Annotated in this window: 17 protein-coding genes and 1 CRISPR repeat array; of the genes, 4 read left to right on the top strand and 13 right to left on the bottom strand. The window is 57.6% G+C overall.

Translation table 11 applies throughout. The features are described from left to right. Positions 1 to 196: 196 nt before the first annotated feature. From Q0Z94_RS07545 to rdgC, 4 genes are read right to left on the bottom strand one after another with little or no spacing between them, the layout of a single operon-like run. Positions 197 to 1,024 carry an ABC transporter permease gene (locus Q0Z94_RS07545; protein WP_298068405.1) on the bottom strand — a complete coding sequence of 276 codons (828 nt, stop codon included), beginning with the start codon at positions 1,022 to 1,024 and terminating at the stop codon, positions 197 to 199. Then, positions 1,021 to 2,052 carry an ABC transporter permease gene (locus tag Q0Z94_RS07540; protein ID WP_298068404.1) on the bottom strand — a complete coding sequence of 344 codons (1,032 nt, stop codon included), beginning with the start codon at positions 2,050 to 2,052 and terminating at the stop codon, positions 1,021 to 1,023. Before Q0Z94_RS07540 ends, Q0Z94_RS07545 begins: the two co-directional genes overlap by 4 nt. 3 nt (positions 2,053 to 2,055) lie before the next feature. Beyond that, positions 2,056 to 2,622: a hypothetical protein gene (locus Q0Z94_RS07535; RefSeq protein WP_298068403.1), complete on the bottom strand. Its 567-nt coding sequence runs from the start codon at positions 2,620 to 2,622 to the stop codon at positions 2,056 to 2,058. A 57-nt stretch (positions 2,623 to 2,679) separates the two neighbouring features. After that, positions 2,680 to 3,294, bottom strand: a complete 615-nt coding sequence (gene rdgC, locus Q0Z94_RS07530; RefSeq protein WP_298068402.1) for a recombination-associated protein RdgC — start codon at positions 3,292 to 3,294, stop codon at positions 2,680 to 2,682. A gap of 291 nt (positions 3,295 to 3,585) precedes the next feature. On the opposite strand from rdgC, the gene galU reads away from it, so the two are divergent. The 4 genes from galU to Q0Z94_RS07510 all read left to right on the top strand — a co-directional run bounded on the left by galU (position 3,586) and on the right by Q0Z94_RS07510 (position 7,395). Continuing rightward, positions 3,586 to 4,455, top strand: a complete 870-nt coding sequence (gene galU / locus Q0Z94_RS07525; RefSeq protein WP_298068401.1) for a UTP--glucose-1-phosphate uridylyltransferase GalU — start codon at positions 3,586 to 3,588, stop codon at positions 4,453 to 4,455. A 446-nt stretch (positions 4,456 to 4,901) separates the two neighbouring features. Further along, the gene (gene kdsA, locus Q0Z94_RS07520; protein WP_298068400.1) at positions 4,902 to 5,729 is read left to right on the top strand and encodes a 3-deoxy-8-phosphooctulonate synthase; all 828 of its coding nucleotides are present in this window, start codon (positions 4,902 to 4,904) and stop codon (positions 5,727 to 5,729) included. Next, positions 5,729 to 6,457, top strand: coding sequence for a 3-deoxy-manno-octulosonate cytidylyltransferase (gene kdsB / locus Q0Z94_RS07515; protein ID WP_298068399.1), 729 nt, complete (start codon positions 5,729 to 5,731; stop codon positions 6,455 to 6,457). The genes kdsA and kdsB overlap by 1 nt, the downstream gene beginning before the upstream one ends. Before the next feature lie 2 nt (positions 6,458 to 6,459). Next, on the top strand, positions 6,460 to 7,395 hold the full coding sequence (locus tag Q0Z94_RS07510) for a KpsF/GutQ family sugar-phosphate isomerase (protein WP_298068398.1): 936 nt from the start codon (positions 6,460 to 6,462) through the stop codon (positions 7,393 to 7,395). 86 nt (positions 7,396 to 7,481) lie between these two features. Here the strand turns inward: Q0Z94_RS07510 and Q0Z94_RS07505 are convergent, their stop codons facing one another. From Q0Z94_RS07505 to csm2, 9 genes are all read right to left on the bottom strand, one after another. Continuing rightward, entirely contained in the window at positions 7,482 to 8,738 is a 1,257-nt protein-coding gene (locus Q0Z94_RS07505; protein WP_298068397.1) for a TIGR02710 family CRISPR-associated CARF protein, read from the bottom strand. Next, entirely contained in the window at positions 8,725 to 9,894 is a 1,170-nt protein-coding gene (locus tag Q0Z94_RS07500) for a DUF1887 family CARF protein (RefSeq protein ID WP_298068396.1), read from the bottom strand. Before Q0Z94_RS07500 ends, Q0Z94_RS07505 begins: the two co-directional genes overlap by 14 nt. 73 nt (positions 9,895 to 9,967) lie before the next feature. Then, a complete protein-coding gene (cas2, locus tag Q0Z94_RS07495) occupies positions 9,968 to 10,252 on the bottom strand; it encodes a CRISPR-associated endonuclease Cas2 (protein ID WP_298068395.1) in 285 nt (94 codons plus the stop codon). Continuing rightward, on the bottom strand, positions 10,252 to 10,527 hold the full coding sequence (gene cas2 / locus Q0Z94_RS07490; RefSeq protein ID WP_298068394.1) for a CRISPR-associated endonuclease Cas2: 276 nt from the start codon (positions 10,525 to 10,527) through the stop codon (positions 10,252 to 10,254). Before cas2 (Q0Z94_RS07490) ends, cas2 (Q0Z94_RS07495) begins: the two co-directional genes overlap by 1 nt. Before the next feature lie 3 nt (positions 10,528 to 10,530). Then, positions 10,531 to 11,682: a CRISPR-associated endonuclease Cas1 gene (cas1, locus tag Q0Z94_RS07485; protein WP_298068393.1), complete on the bottom strand. Its 1,152-nt coding sequence runs from the start codon at positions 11,680 to 11,682 to the stop codon at positions 10,531 to 10,533. Positions 11,683 to 11,775: 93 nt separating this feature from the next. Then, a CRISPR array of direct repeats spans positions 11,776 to 15,717; the repeat unit is 35 nt; unit sequence GTCATAATCCCTTCTTTTATCAGGTCTGTTGTTTC. Positions 15,718 to 15,948: 231 nt separating this feature from the next. After that, on the bottom strand, positions 15,949 to 17,568 hold the full coding sequence (locus Q0Z94_RS07480) for an RAMP superfamily CRISPR-associated protein (RefSeq protein ID WP_298068392.1): 1,620 nt from the start codon (positions 17,566 to 17,568) through the stop codon (positions 15,949 to 15,951). Then, a complete protein-coding gene (locus Q0Z94_RS07475) occupies positions 17,561 to 18,538 on the bottom strand; it encodes a hypothetical protein (protein WP_298068391.1) in 978 nt (325 codons plus the stop codon). The genes Q0Z94_RS07480 and Q0Z94_RS07475 overlap by 8 nt, the downstream gene beginning before the upstream one ends. Before the next feature lie 10 nt (positions 18,539 to 18,548). Further along, positions 18,549 to 19,235, bottom strand: a complete 687-nt coding sequence (gene csm3 / locus Q0Z94_RS07470; RefSeq protein ID WP_298068390.1) for a type III-A CRISPR-associated RAMP protein Csm3 — start codon at positions 19,233 to 19,235, stop codon at positions 18,549 to 18,551. Positions 19,236 to 19,263: 28 nt separating this feature from the next. Beyond that, positions 19,264 to 19,498: type III-A CRISPR-associated protein Csm2 (csm2, locus tag Q0Z94_RS07465; RefSeq protein ID WP_298068389.1), on the bottom strand; the 235-nt coding region annotated here is incomplete at its 5' end.

The following is a 19,498-nucleotide window of genomic DNA, read 5'->3' as shown; positions in this document are numbered from 1 at the left end:
CGCCTATGTGCGCATCCGCACGCTTTTTTCCGGTGGGGACGGGCAGGGGCAGCCGGGCTTTCTCTACGCTTCAGCCCACGTCCTGAACGGCTACGTCCCACAGGTGGGCGACGAGGTGACGGGACTCTTGTGGATGCAGTGTTCTCTGGAGCAGACTTCCGTTCCGTCCGCCTGAAGCTGGGCTGGAAAACGCCGGTCAGCTTCGTTCCCTGAGCCTGGGGTCGAGGATATCCCGCAGGCTTTCGCCGAGCAGGTTGTAGCCGAGAACCGTGATGAGTATGGACAGTCCAGGGTAGAGGGACAGCCACGGTGCGATTTCCAGCACGCTCTTGCCGTCCATGAGCATGTTGCCCCAGCTCGCGTCCGGGGGCTGGACGCCGAGGCCGAGAAAGCTGAGCGATGATTCCACCAGGATGGCTCCGGCCACGCCCAGTGTGGCGGAGACCAGCACCGGGGCCAGTGCGTTGGGCAGAACGTGGACGAGGAGGAGGCGGACGGAACTGGCTCCCGCCAGACGCGAGGCAGCCACAAAGTCCCGCTCCCGCAGGCTGAGGGTTTCGGCGCGAACCAGCCTGGCCACACCCATCCACGAGGTCAGACCGATGACGGCCATGATGTTGGTCAGGCTGGGTTCCAGAAAGGCGATAACGGCAAGGATGAGGAAGAAGGACGGAAAGCAGAGCATGACGTCCACGCCGCGCATGATGAGTTCGTCTGTCCAGCCGCCGAAATAGCCGGAAATCAGCCCAAGAGCCACGCCTATGGCCGTGGATATACCCACGGCGACGAAGCCTACCCAGAGTGACACCCGTGCACCGTAGAGCAGACGGGAGAAAACATCGCGCCCCAGGGCGTCAGTGCCCAGAAGATGTTCGGAGGATGGGGGCATGAGTATGCTGTCCAGATCCAGAGCCGCAGGGTCAAAGGGTGCGAGCCACGGCGCAAGGAGTGCCAGCAGGCTCATGGTCAGAACGATGGCAAGTCCGGTGAGGAACATGCCATGCCGGCGGAGTTCAAGTCTCATGAGCGGCCTCCGCTGGTTGTGGAGGTACGGATGCGCGGGTCGGCAAGGCCGTAGCCAGCGTCAGCCAGCATGTTGCCGAGCAGGGTGAGCACCGCGCCGAGGACGAGGTTGCCCATGATGAGCGGATAGTCGCGGGCCATGACAGCGCTGTAGAAGAGCTGCCCCAGTCCGGGCAGAGCAAAGATGGTTTCGATGATGACACTGCCGCCGATGAGTCCCGGCACGGAAAGCCCCAGCATGGTGATCACCGGCAGCAGGGCATTGCGCAGGGCGTGGCGGCCGATGACAAGGCGTGGCGGAAGCCCCTTGGCGCGCGCTGTGGTCATGTAGTCCTGCCGGAGAACTTCAAGCATGGAGGAGCGTAGGAAGCGGGAGGTCCCGGCAATGCTGCCCACCAGCCCCACGAGGACGGGCAGCACGAGATGTTTGGAGAGGTCGAGCATTTTTCCCAGAGGGCTGAGCTGCGCGTAGTCCAGCGAGGTGATGCCGGAGAGCGGGAGCCAGCCGAGGTCGATGCCGAAGAAGAGCATAAGCAGCATGGCCAGCCAGAAGCTGGGCATGGCGAAGCCGAGGAAGACCAGCACGGTGAGGGTACGGTCGAAGAAGGAGCCGCGCCTGACGGCGGAGACTATGCCTGTGGGGATGGAAATGAGCAGGGTGAGCAGAAGCGAAATCACGTTCATGCCCACGGTGAGCGGCATACGCTCCATGATTTTGTCGATGACGGGCCGAGCGTCCGTGGAGAGGGAGAGTCCGAAGTCCAGGTGGACGAGGCGGGAGAGCCAGTCCACATACTGTTCCCAGAGCGGGCGGTCGAGCCCGTAGAGGGCGTTGAGCCTCTCCCGCACCAGATCTCCGGCCAGCGGGTTGAGACTGGTCTGCATGTCCGTGGGTGTACCTGGGGCCAGATGGATGACGAAAAAGCTCACCAGCGTGATGCCCCAGAGGACGAGGAGCATCCAGACCAGCTTGCGGAAGGCGCGCAGGAGCAGAGTTTTCCAGCGGGAATCGCCAGGAGCCGCGTTCATGGACTAGACCTGGGGCTGCATCGCGCCCTGGCTGACATCGTGCCGCATCCATTCAGCCACGGCTTTAACTTCCCGCATCCAGCGGGCAGGTTCCAGGCGTACTTCCAGAAACTGCCTGTACATCTCATCGAACATGGCGAGGCCCTGCTCGATAAGGTAGACCTTTTCCAGAAAGAGCGCGTCCGGGTCTTCCGCTTCATCTTCCCTGGAGATGGGCGGCGTGCGCAGGGAATTGATACTGAAGTCTTCGGCCTTCAGGGTGACGAGCCATGCCTGCCCGTCCTTTTCCAGACGCACCAGACAGCGCACCACCTGTTTGCCGGTGAGCAGACCCAGCCGCGCCTCGCGCAGAGGGGAGAAGGAGCCGGACACGGTGGCGGTTTCCTGATTTTCTCCCTCACCGCCGCGCACAACGATGCGCTGTTCCATGCTCACGCTGAAGGGATCGCTGTTTTCAGAATGTTCCATGCGGAAGATATTGCCGGTTTCGCTGCGGAACCACAGCCAGGTGAGAAATTCCTGCCCCAGGACGAGATCCGTGTTTTCGCCGATATAGCCTGCATCTGCCATGAAAATCTACCTCAAAGCGCGAAACGCGCCGTCAAAACAGGGGAACGCTTGTGCGCATCAGACAAAGCTGGTCGATTCCACGCCGTCGAGGGCTTTCACGCTGTCTTCCTCGCACAGCCGAAGGGCCAGGGCGTAGGGCATGAGCTGCTCCAGCCTCAGCTCGAAGCAGCGCGCGAAGAGGTCAGCGAACATCTCGATCATTTTGGTCTGCGTGGAGGCAAAGTACACTTCCTGCGAAGTCATGTTCCAGATCACCTGAAATTCCGCGGGGATGGGCAGGAAGCGTCCCATGAGCCGGAGTTTCACCTGTTCGGCGATTTCCTTTTTGCGCTCGCGGGCGATGAACTTTTTCCCCTGTGCCCGGAGGCGTTCCTCCTCGGCGCGCAGGGCAAGGCGCGTATGCTTGCGAAGCACGGACGGAGGGATGCGGCGGGTCTCCAGACGCAGGGAAAAGGTCAGGTATCCGGCCTTTTCCGGCGGGGACTGCTGCCATTTGGTATCGAGCATGTCGTCGAAGTTCGTCCAGCCGAAGGAGCGTTCCTCGGCAATGTCGTCGATGTCCATGAACGCGAACTGGCGCAGCTTTTCCGGAACGGCGGCCCACAGCTCATCGGGGACGCTGTCGAGGATGCGGAAGCGGGTGAAGCTGGTGCTTGCCTTGAGAAAACTCATGTTCAACCTTCCTTTGTACGGGGAGCCGCAGACAACGCTATGTTACGACAAGCCGGGCCGGGACGCAAGGACGGAACTTCGGCGCTCTTCCGCGCTTCGGCGGCATAGGAAAAAGACGTTTCCCTGTATTTACTTCCTTGAAGTGATTGAGAAGGAAACAAAATTGTGATAAAGCAGGAACTGCAAGGCGGACGTCTTTCAGGACAAGGGCTGTCTCTGTATGGACAGCAGGAGCGCCGGGCCTTGCGTGTACAGAAGAAAGGCCGGATGCGGCTGTGATACGAGGGTATTATGAAAATAAGCAAAGTCATTCTCCCCGTCGCCGGATGGGGTACGCGTTCCCTTCCTGCCAGCAAGAACATCCCCAAGGAAATGCTTCCGATTTTCGACAAGCCTGTGATTCAGTACGTTGTGGAAGAGGCCGTGCGCGCAGGGATTCACGATGTTGTCTTCGTGACGAACCGCCACAAGAGCGTGGTCGAGGACTATTTTGACCGCAGCGTGGAGCTGGAAGAACTGCTGGAGAGAGAAGGCAAGACCAAACAGCTCGAAGCGGTGCGGAACGTCGCTGCCATGGTGGATGTCATGTCTGTGCGGCAGAAGGAACAGCGCGGTCTCGGCCACGCCGTGGGCTGTGCCAGAAACATGATCCGCGAAGACTTTTTTGCCGTCATGGTGGGTGATGACTTCATCGTGGGCGACGACGCGGGCCTTGTCCAGCTTGTGGACGCTGCCGAGAAGTACCAGATGCCGGCCATCGGCGTGATGGAAGTCCCAGCGGATAAGATAGATAAGTACGGCATGGTCGCGGGTACGGAAATTGCCGAGGGTGTGTTCCGCATTACCGACATGGTGGAAAAGCCGGCGCTGGGCACCATGGATTCGCGACTGGCCATCGTGGGCCGCTATGTGCTGCCGAGCGAGATCTTTGACTATATCATGAGGCAGAAGCCGGGCCGGGGCGGAGAGATCCAGCTTACGGACGCGCTGGCTGCCTACATGAAGGAAAAGGGTATGCTGGCCGTGAAGATGAAGGGGCACCGCTTCGATGCCGGAGACTGGGTGGATTACCTGACGGCCTGTACCTACTTCGGACTCAAGGACGAGCAGATCAGGGAACCGCTCAAGAAGGCGCTGGCGGCGGTCCTGAAACGCTTCTAATCCCGTCCATTAACCGCCGGAGGCACACGCGGCAGCGCGTTTGGAGCGACGCGATTGACCCCGCTCCGGCGGTGTGACCATGTTTGCCGGCTATGTTCGGACAAACACGCCGCCTTCGCTATCAGCTCGCTGACGCTCGCGCGATTACCCCGCTTCGGCGGCGTGACCATGTTTGCCGGCTATGTTCGGACAAACACGCCGCCTTCGCTATCAGCTCGCTGACGCTCGTGCCTCCGGCGGTTAGGGAAGTGGCTGAAAGAGGCCTTTCGCCGAACTGGAAGTTCGGCTGCCTTTGGCGTTTTCCGGCAGGAAAACAAGATGCCTTTCTGTCTTTCCCGCCTTTTTCGCTTTCCCTCCCTTTTCCCACCCTCTTGAAGTCGCAGGGGCGCTGAGCTATGCTTGGCGTCCAGTCCCCTTTTTTAGTCGTCTGACGGGCAGGAGCCAGTATGTTTACTCTGGAATTTCACGGCCGGCCGTATATCACGGCGGATAACGCCGCACCGCTTTTCTTCATCGCCGGGCCGTGCGCCATCGAAAGCCGCTCCCACGCGCTGGAAGTTTCCGCAGCGCTCAAGGAAATTTTCGCCGCCGCTGGTGTGCCCTTCATCTACAAGTCCAGCTTTGACAAGGCCAACCGCAGTTCCGGCTCCGGCTTCCGCGGCGTGGGCATGGCAGAGGGGCTTTCCATCCTGGCGGAGGTGCGGGACAGCCGCGGTGTGCCCGTGCTTACCGACATCCACACGGCGGAGCAGGCCGCGCCCGTGGCTGAAGTCGCGGATTTCCTCCAGACGCCGGCCTTTCTCTGCCGTCAAACGGATCTCATCCTGGCTGCGGCTTCCACAGGCAAGCCCGTGAACATCAAGAAGGGGCAGTTCCTCGCCCCCTGGGAGATGGAAAACGTGGTCGCCAAGGCACGCTCAACGGGCAACGAGCGGATTTCCCTGTGCGAGCGCGGAACCAGCTTCGGCTACGGCAATCTCGTGGTGGACATGCGCGGGCTTGAGATCATGAAGCGCTTCGGCCCCGTGGTCTTTGATGCCACGCACTGCGTCCAGCTCCCCGGCGCGCAGGGAACGTGCAGCGGAGGGCAGCGGGAGTTTGTGCCCGTACTTGCCCGCGCAGCCGTTTCCGTGGGCGTGGCCGGGGTGTTCATGGAAGTGCATCCCGACCCGGACAAGGCCCCCTGCGACGGCCCGAACATGCTGGCCCTGAAGGATCTTCCCCGCTTTCTGTCCATGCTGAAAGCATTTGACCGCCTGGCCAAGGAGTACTGATGGACATCATCGCCGTCATTCCCGCACGCTACGCGTCCACGCGCCTTCCCGGAAAGCCGCTGGTGGATATCTGCGGCAAGCCCATGATCCAGCACGTCTATGAGCGGGTGCGCAGTGTCTCTCTGTTTCGGGAAGTGCTGGTCGCCACCGACGATCAGCGCATCCTGGACGCCGTGACCGCCTTCGGCGGAGCGGCCTGCATGACCAGCCCCGACTGCCCGTCAGGGTCGGATCGCCTTATCGAAGTGGCAAAGCGGCACGAGGCGGACGTATACGTCAATGTTCAGGGCGATGAGCCGCTCCTGGATCCGCAGGCCATAGAACGGCTGGCGCGGGTCATGGCGGACGAGCCGGAACTTCAGATGGCCACGCTCTGCTGCCCCGTGAGCCGGGAGCAGGCGCAGGATCCCAACCTGGTCAAGGTGGTCATGGCGCATAACGGCGACGCCTTGTATTTCAGCCGCAGCCCCATACCCTATCCCCGCCCGGGCGGAGCGGCTCCGCAGTATTTCGGACACGTTGGCATTTATGCCTACCGGCGCGGGCTGCTCCTCTCCTTTGGCTCTCTGCCGCCCTCGCCCCTGGAACAGACGGAAAAGCTGGAACAGCTCCGCGTGCTTCAGGCGGGGCTGAGCATCCGCGTCCTGGAAACAGCGCCCACCGGGCCGGGCGTGGATACCCCGGAAGACCTTGAAACAGTGCGGCGAATCCTGGCCGCGCGGGGATGACGATGAACTACCTTGAGGAAGCGCGTCAGGTGCTGCGCAGTGAGGCGGAGGCTCTGAACGTTCTGGCGGATGAGCTGGACGAGACCTTTGAGAAGACCGTGGACTGCCTGCTTCACCTCAAGGGCCGCATCGCCGTCACGGGCATGGGCAAGAGCGGCCACGTCGCCCGCAAGGTGGCGGCAACCCTGGCTTCAACGGGGACGCCCGCGTACTTTGTCCACCCCGCCGAGGCCAGCCACGGCGATCTGGGCATGCTGACGCAGGAAGACGCCGTGATCGCCATTTCCAATTCCGGCAATACCGCCGAACTCACGGACATCGTGCTCTACGCTTCGCAGAACTCCATCCCCATCGTGGCCATCACCCGCAGTGCGGACAGCTTTCTGGGCAGGCACTGCGATTATCTCCTGCTCCAGCCGCAGCTTCACGAAGCCTGCCCCCTGGACTGCGCTCCCACCACCAGCACCACGGTGCAGATGGCCCTGGGGGACGCCCTGGCCATGTGTCTGCTTTCCGCCCGCGGCTTCAGCCGTGAGGACTTCCGCCGCTTCCATCCGGGCGGTTCGCTGGGCCGCAAGCTGACCCTGGTGCGCGACCTCATGCACACGGGCGCGGCCATGCCTCTCCTCGGGCCGGAGGCTTCCACCATGGAAGTCCTTGCCGAAATGACGCGCAAGGGCTTCGGCTGTGTGGGCATTGTGGAAGAAGGGCGGCTTACGGGCATCGTCACCGACGGCGACCTGCGCCGCCACATGGGTCCGGACATCCTTTCCCTCACGGCCCGCGGCCTCATGACGCCTCATCCGGTGTGCATCGATGCCGATGCCCTCACCGCCCGCGCCCAGGGTGTCATGGAAGAGCACAAGATCACCTGCCTGTTCATCACGGACGAGGCGGGCCGGCCAAGCGGTATTTTGAGTATGCACGATATCCTTTAGCCACGCCTTCCGGTGCCGCACATGGCTTGTCTTCCCTGGCAGGGCCTTGACGGAGCTTTCGCAGCTGAAGCGGGGCACTCCCGCCGTTATTTTAAGACTGAGGCGCTCAAGGCGGGAAAGCGCACGATGTCCTGTTCACGGATGTTCAGAAAGGTGAAGACCAGGCGCTGAAGCCTGGCGCAGGTTTCTTCCGTCACGGGTTCGAAGCCGTGGGCCAGCAGGGAAAAATTTCTGGCGCGGAGCAGACTGTCCAGGGTTTCCTGATGTTCCATGAAGCACAGGCCCAGGGGATGGTTCAGGCAGGCGAGGAGCTGGTAGGCCTTGAAGAGCGGGACGTACAGGGTTCCGTCCCGGCCGGGAAGGAGCGGAGTGGCCTCAAGAAACTGCGGCGGGATCCGTTCCGGAGCCAGGGCGCTGGAATCCAGCCCGCAGTCGCAGAGCAGGGCGATCTTCGCCGCCTTTTCCAGAACGGAGTAAAGCCGGGCCACGGCGTCGTCATAACGGCCCTGTTCCCTTCGGCGCAGGGCGTTGGCCAGAACGTCGCGCAGGTACGCCGGGCAGGGCTGTTGCCGGTTCAGAAAGCCGCGGAGTTCGGACTCCGCCGTCTTCAGGGCGAATCCGTTGCTGCGCATCTGCTCAAAGAGCGGCTTCAGCGAGGCGGGGGCGGCGTTTTCCAGCAGCGGGAGCGCCTTGTCAAACAGTTCTGCCGCCTCCGCATAGCAAAAACCGTCCCAGAGTCCATAGGCCCGCGACAGCAGGGCGAGGGCCGAAAAGAAGACGGGGCGGACACCGTGGGAGGCGATGATCTGCGCCAGTCTTTCCGCTTCCTGGAACTGGCAGCCGCTGAAGGCGTCTGCCATCTGCTGAATGTGTACGAAGGAGAGTGCCTGCCAGGGATTGGCCAGAAAGAGGGTGCGTTCTTCGCCGTCCTGTACGGCACCAAGCCCGTTTTTGGAACGCTGGCCGCCTCCGGTATAGGTGAACTGCACATCGCTTTCCATGAGAGCCATGACCAGCGCAGCGGACATGACCTTGGTCCCGCCCGTAAAATCGCCCAGCAGGGCGGTCTCGCGGGGCAGATTCCAGGCTTCAAGCGCGCCTGCGAGCCCCGCGCGGATATCCGTGACACAGGTAAGCAGATCCTGTTCATCGCTGAGCAGGAGAAGACGCCAGGCGGGGCGAGCCTCGAGAGCGGGCAGAATCTGCTCCTCAACGGAGGCAGCGGAGCCTTTGGAGCAGACGAAGAGAACATGCCCCGGCCTGTGGGCCTTGATTCCATAAAGGACGGGGGCGGGGCTTCCGCCCACCGTGCAGACGAGAAGAGCCGGTTCAGCGATGGACATTTTCTATCCAGTTTTTAAGTTTATCTTCCAGTTTCAGCACATCCGTGCCGTACACCAGTTTGATGCCCAGTTCCTCGCAGCGCTGGATGTCCGCATGGCGGGGTTCGAGGACGGAAACGATCATCCCGCGGGAAAGCACACCGCCAAGACTCTTTTTCAGTGAGTCGAGCTTGTAGATGACATCGGGAAAGGCGTTGTTCCTGGCCAGATCCGCCGTTTTGCATTCGATGAGGAACAGCCGGTTGGCGACAGTGAACGCGGCGTCCAGCTCATTTTTATCGTTTGGGGAGAGCGCCTTCCCGAGGGATTTCTGCTCGTTCGGGATTTTCACGTTGCTGCCCCAGTCATCGATTATTCCATCGCTTTGCATCCTATAAAGGAGTGCTTTAACAAAATGTTCCAGCCAGCCGCCGTTACACCAGGAGCGGTTTTCTTCTGACTGGTAATCGATGATTTTCTCTGACGCGATGCTGAGTTTTCCAGCCTCTCTCGCCATGTCAAGAGCCTCCATAAATCCCTGTGGACACGAGGAGGGCATATCCGCATACGGATACTGGCGTACTTTCGCTTTTTGGGCGCAGTCGTTGAAAAGTTTAAGAGCGCTGTTGTGTTTCAGAAACGAGCGCAACAGACGATCCAGAAGATCTATCTTTGCCTTGTTGAGGGACTCGCCTGTTTTTTCTCTGAGGGACGCACCGGCCCCGGCCTTGAGCAGTTCCTTTACCTTGAGTTTGACCGTCATCTCGAACTCGTCCATTTTGCCGCCGATCTGAAGAATTTTCTTGCTGTCGGTATCTACATAGAAAAGGAATGGATGCTCGTCCTGAATGCCGGCCCATTCCACCGCGGCAAGGGCCATGACCTTGGTTCCGCCCGTCACATTGACGGCAAGGGAGCCGGAAGGTGTTTTTTCGCGTATGGCGTTTAGAACGGCAAGCATTTCGTTCGGTCGGGGAGAGGCAAGAGGGTAGTGTTCCACGGCCATGCCGCGTTCCCGGAGTGCCTTTTCCAGAATGTTCGCCCGTTCCTTCATGCGATCCGTCACCACCAGGTGTACGGTTTGAGGAGAGGCATCCGGCATGACGGTGCCCAGGTAATTGGGCAGGGTTTGTTCGGAGACAAGGCAGATATGGTGCGTGAATTTGGGAAACTTCATGCGAACCTCCGGGAAGAGACTGAAGATATCCGCAGGTTATCGCCAACGTCGCAAAGGTTCAAGACGGTACGCTTCAGAACACATGCCATGCCGCATCCGGCAGAGCGGGCTTTCCCCGTCCCGCACCCGTTCGCCGCGCTTCGCAGGACTGACAGAGGTGGAAAATCTTGATGCCGTCCTCTCTGGGATCGATGAGCTTTTTCATACGGGACTCCATGTCCTTCAGTTCCGAGGGGAGCAGTTCGGCCTCGAAAATGGACTTCTGTATCCGTAGGCCGTAGTCCTGAGCGATTCTGGCAAGTTTGCGCAGCCGGTCAGCGTTCCGAATATCGTAGGCGATGAGATAGGTTTCGTACATCAGACGACTTCCCAGTCCGTGCGTACCAGCGAAAGCCCCTGTCCAAGGATGCGGACGCCGCAGGCGCAGCGCCGGCACAGGGGGTAGACGAGCAGGGAATCTTTCTTCGGGTCAAGATATTCCTCCAGGCGAAGAATCAGACTGCGGGTCTCCTCTAGCGTAAGCTCGCATTCAAAGACGGAACGCTGGCTGTTTACGCCCAGATCCCGGAGAATGTGGAAGATGCGTGTTCTGTTCTTGTTGGAGCAGACATCATAGGCAATGACGGTGTGCATGGCTCACCTCAGCATGAGGGGCGTATAGGCATCGGCAGAACCATCGATGAGGCGGCGGAGCTGGCGCGCCTGATGGATGATGGCCTCGGCATAGGTCATGGTTTTTCCGGCCACGGGGTGAAGGAACGAGGTCTCCAGTTTTTTGGAAAACGCGGTGATGACGGTTTTCATGGCGCTGTTTGTGAGCAGAAGGGCACGGCTCTGTCCGGAGAACGGTTCCTCCGCCGGAGTTTCGGCATCGGGGCTGTCTTCCTCTGGGAGCGTCTGCGGAGACATCGCACCGAGGGGATCGGTCAGCACGTGGTTCATGGTCTCGTCTTCACGCAGGTTTTCTTCAGTTTCCTCTGGCAGATCCTCTTGCGGAGGGGTACGGAAGTCGTCCCAGTCCAGCATGTTCATGTTGAACAGGGAAAGGGTGAGCGTGTCGGCCAGCATGGTGCGAAATTCCTCGATGAGGTCAAGGGGCAGACTGTCCCGTCCATAGGAAAGTTCGTGCAGAATGCCCGGCTGGGGGTCGAGTCCTGCCACGCGGACAGCCGCATAACAGCGGTTTGTCAGCATGGTATACAGGAAGGACAGGACGCAGTTGACGGGATCGGTGGGCGGACGGCGTACTCTCCTTTCAAAGCCCCAGTCTTTGAGAAAACCCAGCGGCAGGTGCTGGAAGTAGAGTGCCGCGGCCCGGCCTTCTATGCCCCGCAGCTCGGCGCAGGAGGAGGCGTGCAGAGCTTCCGCCGCATACTTGCGGAGATTGTCCGCAGCGACGGAGGCCGCGGGGCGGTTCCTGGCGCGCTTGATGCGGGCAAGCAGCGTGGCCTGATTCAGAATTTTTGCCTGAACAATGCTCCGTCCGGCCCTGACCCTGAAGGCGGTATCATCGCAGAGGGCAAACTGCCTCTTGCGCAGCATGACGTTTGCCGGTTCCCGTCCCGCCAGTCTGCCCATATAGCGCCCGTCGGCACGGAGGAACACGGTGTCAATCTCCTGCTTCAGCAGGGTGAACATGGCCGGAGCGGTGATGTTCACGTTGCCGAAGAGTACCAGCTGTTCCAGATGCGCGGCAAAGAGGATGTGCCGGAAGTCCTTGCCGTGGACAATGAGTCTCCGTCCTTCCTTTTCTATGCGCGCACCCTGTGAGGTGACATAGGCGATCATGATCCGTCCTCCCGGAAGCAGGAAAGGTCAGCCTCCGTGACTTGCGGCCGCACCGGAGCTTCGTGAATGCTGCAAAGTCTTCACTCCCGCGCTCCGGCAATCCCTTCTTTATTCAGGTCTGTTGTTTCGAAGGGGTAGAAATACCCCTCACGGCAGAGTTTCACTTTGGGTCATAATCCCTTCTTTTATCAGGTCTGTTGTTTCACTGAGGAGGAAATACTCAGTATGGCGGCCGCTGATAGGGTGTCATAATCCCTTCTTTTATCAGGTCTGTTGTTTCAACGTAGCCGAAAAGGCGGCTACAAAGTTAACCAAGGCCCGTCATAATCCCTTCTTTTATCAGGTCTGTTGTTTCAGAACGCCGCCCTTGAAAACGTGAACGCCATCCTTGCTAACGTCATAATCCCTTCTTTTATCAGGTCTGTTGTTTCGGTTGCGGTATCACATGGCACCCTGGAACGCCAAGCGTGTCATAATCCCTTCTTTTATCAGGTCTGTTGTTTCCCTCACAGCCGAATTTAAGTTCGGCAACTGCTCCGAGGAGTCATAATCCCTTCTTTTATCAGGTCTGTTGTTTCGACTGTGGGCTATTCAACTGCCATGCAGTTAGCGCAGATGTTGGCTGCGTCATAATCCCTTCTTTTATCAGGTCTGTTGTTTCACGCTGAATAAACCTTAAAACCTGGGAGGGGGCACTCCGCGTCATAATCCCTTCTTTTATCAGGTCTGTTGTTTCCTGTATGAGGCAAGACCTCATTGCAGTGTTGAGATGGTGTGCGTCATAATCCCTTCTTTTATCAGGTCTGTTGTTTCAGTTGAGATTCCTCTTACGGCGGAGTTCAACTTCGCAAACGTCATAATCCCTTCTTTTATCAGGTCTGTTGTTTCCTAGCCAGCAAACTAAGCGTGCTGTGGCCAGCCTTCATCTGGTCATAATCCCTTCTTTTATCAGGTCTGTTGTTTCCGCTGAGGCCTCGGCTTCGTCGGACGATGAGTCCGACCTGTCATAATCCCTTCTTTTATCAGGTCTGTTGTTTCAAGATGAAAGAACGTGCTTATATGTTGCGTTCTGAATATCACGTCATAATCCCTTCTTTTATCAGGTCTGTTGTTTCTCCTGAACAGGCCGAGTGGTTAAGGTGCCACATGGCGCCGTCATAATCCCTTCTTTTATCAGGTCTGTTGTTTCGACTTTGGCCGTCAGCAGGCAGACAGCGATGGCGTTCGCTGAGTCATAATCCCTTCTTTTATCAGGTCTGTTGTTTCATGAGCAGCCAGGAGGACATATCCGATGCTTCGGCGCTCAGTCATAATCCCTTCTTTTATCAGGTCTGTTGTTTCTATGTCGACGACATAGAACCAATAGCGGGGGTCTTACCCCCGTCATAATCCCTTCTTTTATCAGGTCTGTTGTTTCCAGGGGAGTGCTGGTTAACAAAGTATGAGGTGTGGGCAGACGTCATAATCCCTTCTTTTATCAGGTCTGTTGTTTCGACAGGGTGATAGCCCTGCAGCGATTGTTAAGAACAATGGGTCATAATCCCTTCTTTTATCAGGTCTGTTGTTTCGTGTTGGTTAACATACTACGAAAGGTGGGGCTCAGACACGCCGTCATAATCCCTTCTTTTATCAGGTCTGTTGTTTCGAGTGGCAACCTGGGCCTCTCGCGATTTGAAGGAGGGAGGGTCATAATCCCTTCTTTTATCAGGTCTGTTGTTTCGTATGGAGAGTCTCTGGCTTTATGACCCCTGCCGATTTACCGTCATAATCCCTTCTTTTATCAGGTCTGTTGTTTCCTCAGGATGTCTGACATTTACGTCTTCTGGAAGGATGAGTCAGTCATAATCCCTTCTTTTATCAGGTCTGTTGTTTCGACATCGCCCACAGCTTGGCTTACCAGTGTAGGTTCAATGGGTCATAATCCCTTCTTTTATCAGGTCTGTTGTTTCATAAAATACCGTTGGCCATATTCACCCGTTAGCCGTGAGTCATAATCCCTTCTTTTATCAGGTCTGTTGTTTCCTGGGTTACATCCGACTCAGCTCAAAATTGAGTATGATATGGGTCATAATCCCTTCTTTTATCAGGTCTGTTGTTTCTATTCGGGTGTTTCCTAACATGTACATCGTCTTGTGTGCCCGTCATAATCCCTTCTTTTATCAGGTCTGTTGTTTCAGGTACGTTCAAAGCTTACAGGGGAGGGTCCTGGTTTTGTCATAATCCCTTCTTTTATCAGGTCTGTTGTTTCTTTTGCTGAGATGCTGCTCAAGCCAAAGCCAATCTGCTGTCATAATCCCTTCTTTTATCAGGTCTGTTGTTTCTTCATGCTATAAAAGGACAGGCTTCATGAGACTGTCCGGAAAGGTCATAATCCCTTCTTTTATCAGGTCTGTTGTTTCCATCGTGGTACGACTACCACATATTATGAAGACCTTTGGGTCATAATCCCTTCTTTTATCAGGTCTGTTGTTTCGATAGAGTACTTTATGACCCCAAGTAACGACCTTCCGTCATAATCCCTTCTTTTATCAGGTCTGTTGTTTCTGAATGGGTTTATGTCCCCTGATTACATTCTTCCCAGTCATAATCCCTTCTTTTATCAGGTCTGTTGTTTCAGTGGGTCAAGCACTATGACTCGCTTGATAGCTTCTATGAGTCATAATCCCTTCTTTTATCAGGTCTGTTGTTTCAACGGGGAAGATATGGCTCACCAGATATGAGGTGTGGTCAGGTCATAATCCCTTCTTTTATCAGGTCTGTTGTTTCCGAGTGGTGGTGAAGGCCCTTTCCGTCAAAAACGAACGGAAGTCATAATCCCTTCTTTTATCAGGTCTGTTGTTTCACATGCGCCTGTCAGGAAAAATAAGCGTACTGTGGCGTCATAATCCCTTCTTTTATCAGGTCTGTTGTTTCGCGGGATGGAAAGTTCAAGTATCCGGAACTGATGGTACGGTCATAATCCCTTCTTTTATCAGGTCTGTTGTTTCGGTTAAGTATGGGGTTACTAAGTAATACCTTCCCCAGGGTCATAATCCCTTCTTTTATCAGGTCTGTTGTTTCGAGATGGGGGCAGGCACACGCTGGGTCAAGCGGGTCGAGCGTCATAATCCCTTCTTTTATCAGGTCTGTTGTTTCTATATGCTAGATAAGGCATATCCAGTTAAGACGCGAATAGCGTCATAATCCCTTCTTTTATCAGGTCTGTTGTTTCCAGTGAAATCGAAGTGGCTAGCATCTCTACGATGGCTCGTCATAATCCCTTCTTTTATCAGGTCTGTTGTTTCATCACGGCCGAGCAGGCCGAGTGGCTGCGGCGACACATGGCGTCATAATCCCTTCTTTTATCAGGTCTGTTGTTTCTTTTTGAAATCTTGGAAGGTAAAAGAACTCTCCACGCTAGTCATAATCCCTTCTTTTATCAGGTCTGTTGTTTCGGGAGTTGAAGAAAGATTAACCTTTAACCAGGGAGAGGGCGTCATAATCCCTTCTTTTATCAGGTCTGTTGTTTCCAGTTTGAGGCGATGGTCGCTAAAGCAATCGCACATGGGTCATAATCCCTTCTTTTATCAGGTCTGTTGTTTCAGTTTAATGGGTCGGGTGTTGGTATTCACCGACCCCAACAAGTCATAATCCCTTCTTTTATCAGGTCTGTTGTTTCTGTCCTTGATATACATGGACAGCAAGACTGGACAGATGAGTCATAATCCCTTCTTTTATCAGGTCTGTTGTTTCGCGGGTATCTCGTAAAGCTCCATCACCCGCCGCTGGATGCTACGTCATAATCCCTTCTTTTATCAGGTCTGTTGTTTCCACGATACTGTGCCACTCCGTCTGTTCCACGCGCTGGCCGGTCATAATCCCTTCTTTTATCAGGTCTGTTGTTTCTTCATTGTGGGGTGGGTAGTCCTCTGATGTCCATTGACGTCATAATCCCTTCTTTTATCAGGTCTGTTGTTTCAAGACGCGCCTTATGGACTATGACTGTTTACTGGTCAAGCGGGTCATAATCCCTTCTTTTATCAGGTCTGTTGTTTCAGCTCTCCTCCTATCTCATGTGGTTTCAGTCGGTTAGGCATGACTTTTCGCGAAGCTCTCCATGCAGCGGCGTCAGGCTTGGGACGGGGGCGGAGCGCCTGTCATCGTTCCGTTGGAAAAAGCCGTTTTTCAGGATGCGCGAACCTGTTTTCTGCACCATCTTCAACCTGTGGGAAAAAAAGGACTTTTTCCGAAGCGCAGAAAGCGCGTGAGGTTCGCGCACCCTGTTTTTCAAAGGAGCTGTTTGACCCGCTTGATCTTGGCTTCCTGCTTCTTCGACTGCTTGCCGTCCCATTTGCCCAGTGTCTGCCAGCATCCGCACAGGGCTTCGGCCGCCTTTTTCTGAAGTTCGGGCGTCCAGCCCTCCATCTCGCGGAAAAGCTCCATGGAAAGCGCTTCATCAGGGGCGGTTTTCAGCTTCAGGATCAGGGCTTCTTCGGGAGAGAGTTCGGCCATGCACCGGGCCAGCTCCTCCTGCCTTGCCCGTTCTTCCGCCTTCTTCTGTTCTTCGGCCTGGTGGCGTTCCTCCTGCTGGCGGCGGAGCTGAACCGCATAAGCCGCGCGTTCTGCCGCCACCCGGCGCCGCTCTTCCGCGTCCTCCCGCTGCTTTGCCGCGGCGGTCATCCGCGCTTCTTCGCTTTGGCGCAGGCCATGTTCGTATTCTTCCCGGCTGCAGAAGTGCAGGATGATCCAGCCGAACGGGAGCTTGCCGCCCGCCAGGGTTCTGGTCGTGCCCCAGGGCATGGGGGTACCGTTCTTGCCCATGCGGGTGAACGGCTTGTTGTTCTCTACCGTGACGCTTTCCACATGGGAATAATGGCCCACGCGCAGGAGCATGGAGTTTTCGTCCAGTGCCTGCACCCTGGATACCACGGGCTGCAGCGCCGCGTGGACATCCTTGAAGTGGGGGAGCTTGTAGAATTTTTCCAGCTCTTCCGTAAAGCGTTTCGTATAAAAGGCATTGCAGAGGCGGACAAGCTCGCGGAACGGGACGCTTTGGCCATCCGGCAGGGTGATGACCGCTTTTTTCGGGCAGTCCATGAACAGCCGGCCCCACAGGGCGTCTTCCCCCGGCAGGATGATTTCACATGGAGGTTTGGGCGTTCCCTGCTTTCCAGGCGTTTTGCTTCGTTCCAGGGCGCGCACCACGGCGCCGGCGGAAGGCGAAGCCGAAACGTCGGAAACCTTGAGCGCCTGCATGGCGTGTTCGCCAATGCTGCCGAACATTTCCCGCAGGCGGTTCGTGACGCCCCTTTTCGGGTCTTTTTCCATGTCGCTGCGAAGCGAGGATGCGCCCGGCTTATCCAGCCAGTTGATGAGCGGGGTGCTGATGGCCCCCTTGAGCGAGGAGCCGGGGATGTAGAGGCAGCCGTCCGCCGGGTTGCGGAGAGCCGCGCGTACCTCGCCGGTCTTGCCCTTCTGTCCGCTCTGCCGGGTCTGATTGCCGGTGTAGGCGCGCTTCAGTTCCTCTGCCAGAGAGGGGTCATCGATACGGCTCGAAAAGACGGAGAAGCGTCCGGTATCGACCTTTTCATCCAGCATACGGTAGATGCGGTTGAGATCGCCGCTCGCTATGATGTTCTGCACCGCAGTATCCGCGGCGTGTTCCATGAGCCAGCTCTGGAGGTCGATGCTGTGGAGCCGCCAGCCGTTTTTTTCCTCGCGCAGGACGTATTCCAGTGGTGAGAGGTCATCGCCGGAGCCAATGAACACCGGCGTGAGCACTTCCAGACGAAAAGGGAAGAAGCCCTGACCGCACCAGCGCCGGGGTTCAGTTCTTCCGGCTATGGTTCTCTTGTCGTTCCGCAAGTCGCGGCGTTGAGAAAACCGAGTATCATTGTTTTCAGGCATGGCTTTCTTCTCCCTCCGCAAGTTTGCAGGGCAGGGTGAGCGGCTGCGTTATCTGCACGATGGCGGGGTTGGAGTGGATGCCGTGCAGGACGTACGGGCCTGCGGGCAGGGACGTGAGAACCGCGCCTTCCTGCACACAGAGGAACGGACTTTTGAACGGATTGCCGCGGCTTTCGGCCGGGCCTGCCTTGCCTGTTTTCACCTCGGTGGCGTACCAGCCCTGCAGCCCGTGCAGGTCGCCGGAGGAAAGCACGGACAGGAGCAGCTTGTGCGGAGCGTCGGCTGCGGGAGCCTGGAAGGCAGGATCTTCTTCAATCTCGAACACGCCCTTGCCGGTGCTGCTGTCGCGGCCGTAGCCGATCTGCCCGATGCGCTTGAGACGGGCAAGCAGGCGGGGGGAATCCTGTGTTTCCGCATAGAGGTGGAAGCGCATGTCGGTCTTGGCCCAAAACGCACGGGAAACGAAAAGCCCGCCTTCCAGGGCCGCGCCGGAGCTGCGGTTCAGGGTGACGTGCATTTCCTGCCTGGAGACGGTGCGTGTGGCAGGCCACAGATCCGGCTTCTGGCAGAACTCGGTGAAGAGTTCCGCCGCGGAAAGCGCCATACTGTGCCTTTCCCATACGTCCAGTGGCAGAAAGCGGTTTTTGCGGAATTTCTTGTACTGGGTGAGAGCCTCGAACAGGCTGAGCGGCTGGTTTTCCTTTGTGCAGAAGCGGCCTTCTGCCGTCAGACGGGCAAAGGTCTCCCGCCGCGCCGGGGGCAGCTTCGGGGCAAAGACCGTGCCTTCCGGCATGGCGGAGGAGAGCGCGAACGGCGCATGGCCGTTTTCAAAGGCGTCCAGTTCCGCCTTCAGCGCGTCTTCGCCTTCGTCTTCGGCCAGACGATAGAGCAGAAGTCCGGTCAGCGTGTCGCTTCGCAGAGGGGTCCCCCACGCAGAGAGGGGGCGCAGGATAAAGCGGTGAAGCGCCATGAGGCCTCCGCTAAAACACGGTTATCTTGTTGAGATCGACGGGCTGGCCGTCTATCTTCAGGTCTTCGAACACAACCTGTCCGCTGCCGCGGGAACCGCCCCCGCCCAGGGCATCGAGCTGGATCAGTTTCAGTCCCTTATAGACCTTGTCGAGCAGATCTTCGGAATCGCCCTCGTAGACGCGGAAGGCCATGTTCAGGGTGAAGCAGGTTCCTGCAGGCACACGCTCCAGAGGCCGGGGATGCTCCGCAACGCCCTTGACGCGGTGGATGATGTTTTCGTATTTGACTTCCATGGGCAGGCGACCTTGTTGGAACAGCTCACGGTATTCGGGCGTCAGCGTGGCGTCGCGCACGATGAGGCGCGTGGGACCAAGTCCGTCTTCGCAGTCCTGGGGCGCAGCGTGTGCGCCGAAGATGGTGCAGGCCGGGCAGCCCTTCCTGCCGCAGTCGCAGGGATGCCCATTGAGGACGGCTTTTCTGGTGCCTTCATTCTGCATGAAGGCCGAAGTCTCCAGGAGGGAGCGCAACTTTCCCTTGAGGGACGAGCCGGGGATGTAGGGTTCCTTAGAGACGGGATCCTTGATGATGGGCTGGTCCATGCCGCCGATTTCGACGCTGTCCTTGCCGGCGCCGATGTGCAGGCCGGAACGAAGGCGGATGATGCCGGTGAGTTGCCGTATGTTGATGAGCTTCATGGGAATTCCTTTTTTTTGAGAGGTGAGGTTAATCCTTGAGCCCTTCGCCGTAGCAGAAGCCGACCACGGCTTCGAAGTGCAGCAGGAAGGCCTTGAAGTCGGCGGGCTTGTTGATGGCGTCCACATGCTGGGCTATCCAGTCGCTGAAGGCGGACGGAACGACCTTGCGGCCCTTGGCGTAGGCGGCCTTGGCCTTGAGGATTTTTATCTGAGGCAGAATGCCGGCAAAGGCTTCATCGGAGCACTTTTGATAGTTCCATGTG

The organism is uncultured Mailhella sp. (genome assembly GCF_947631555.1).
Classification (GTDB): Bacteria; Desulfobacterota; Desulfovibrionia; order Desulfovibrionales; family Desulfovibrionaceae; genus Mailhella.
The sequence above is the reverse complement of the archived record's forward strand: the minus strand, read 5'-3'. Positions and strand labels throughout refer to the sequence as shown.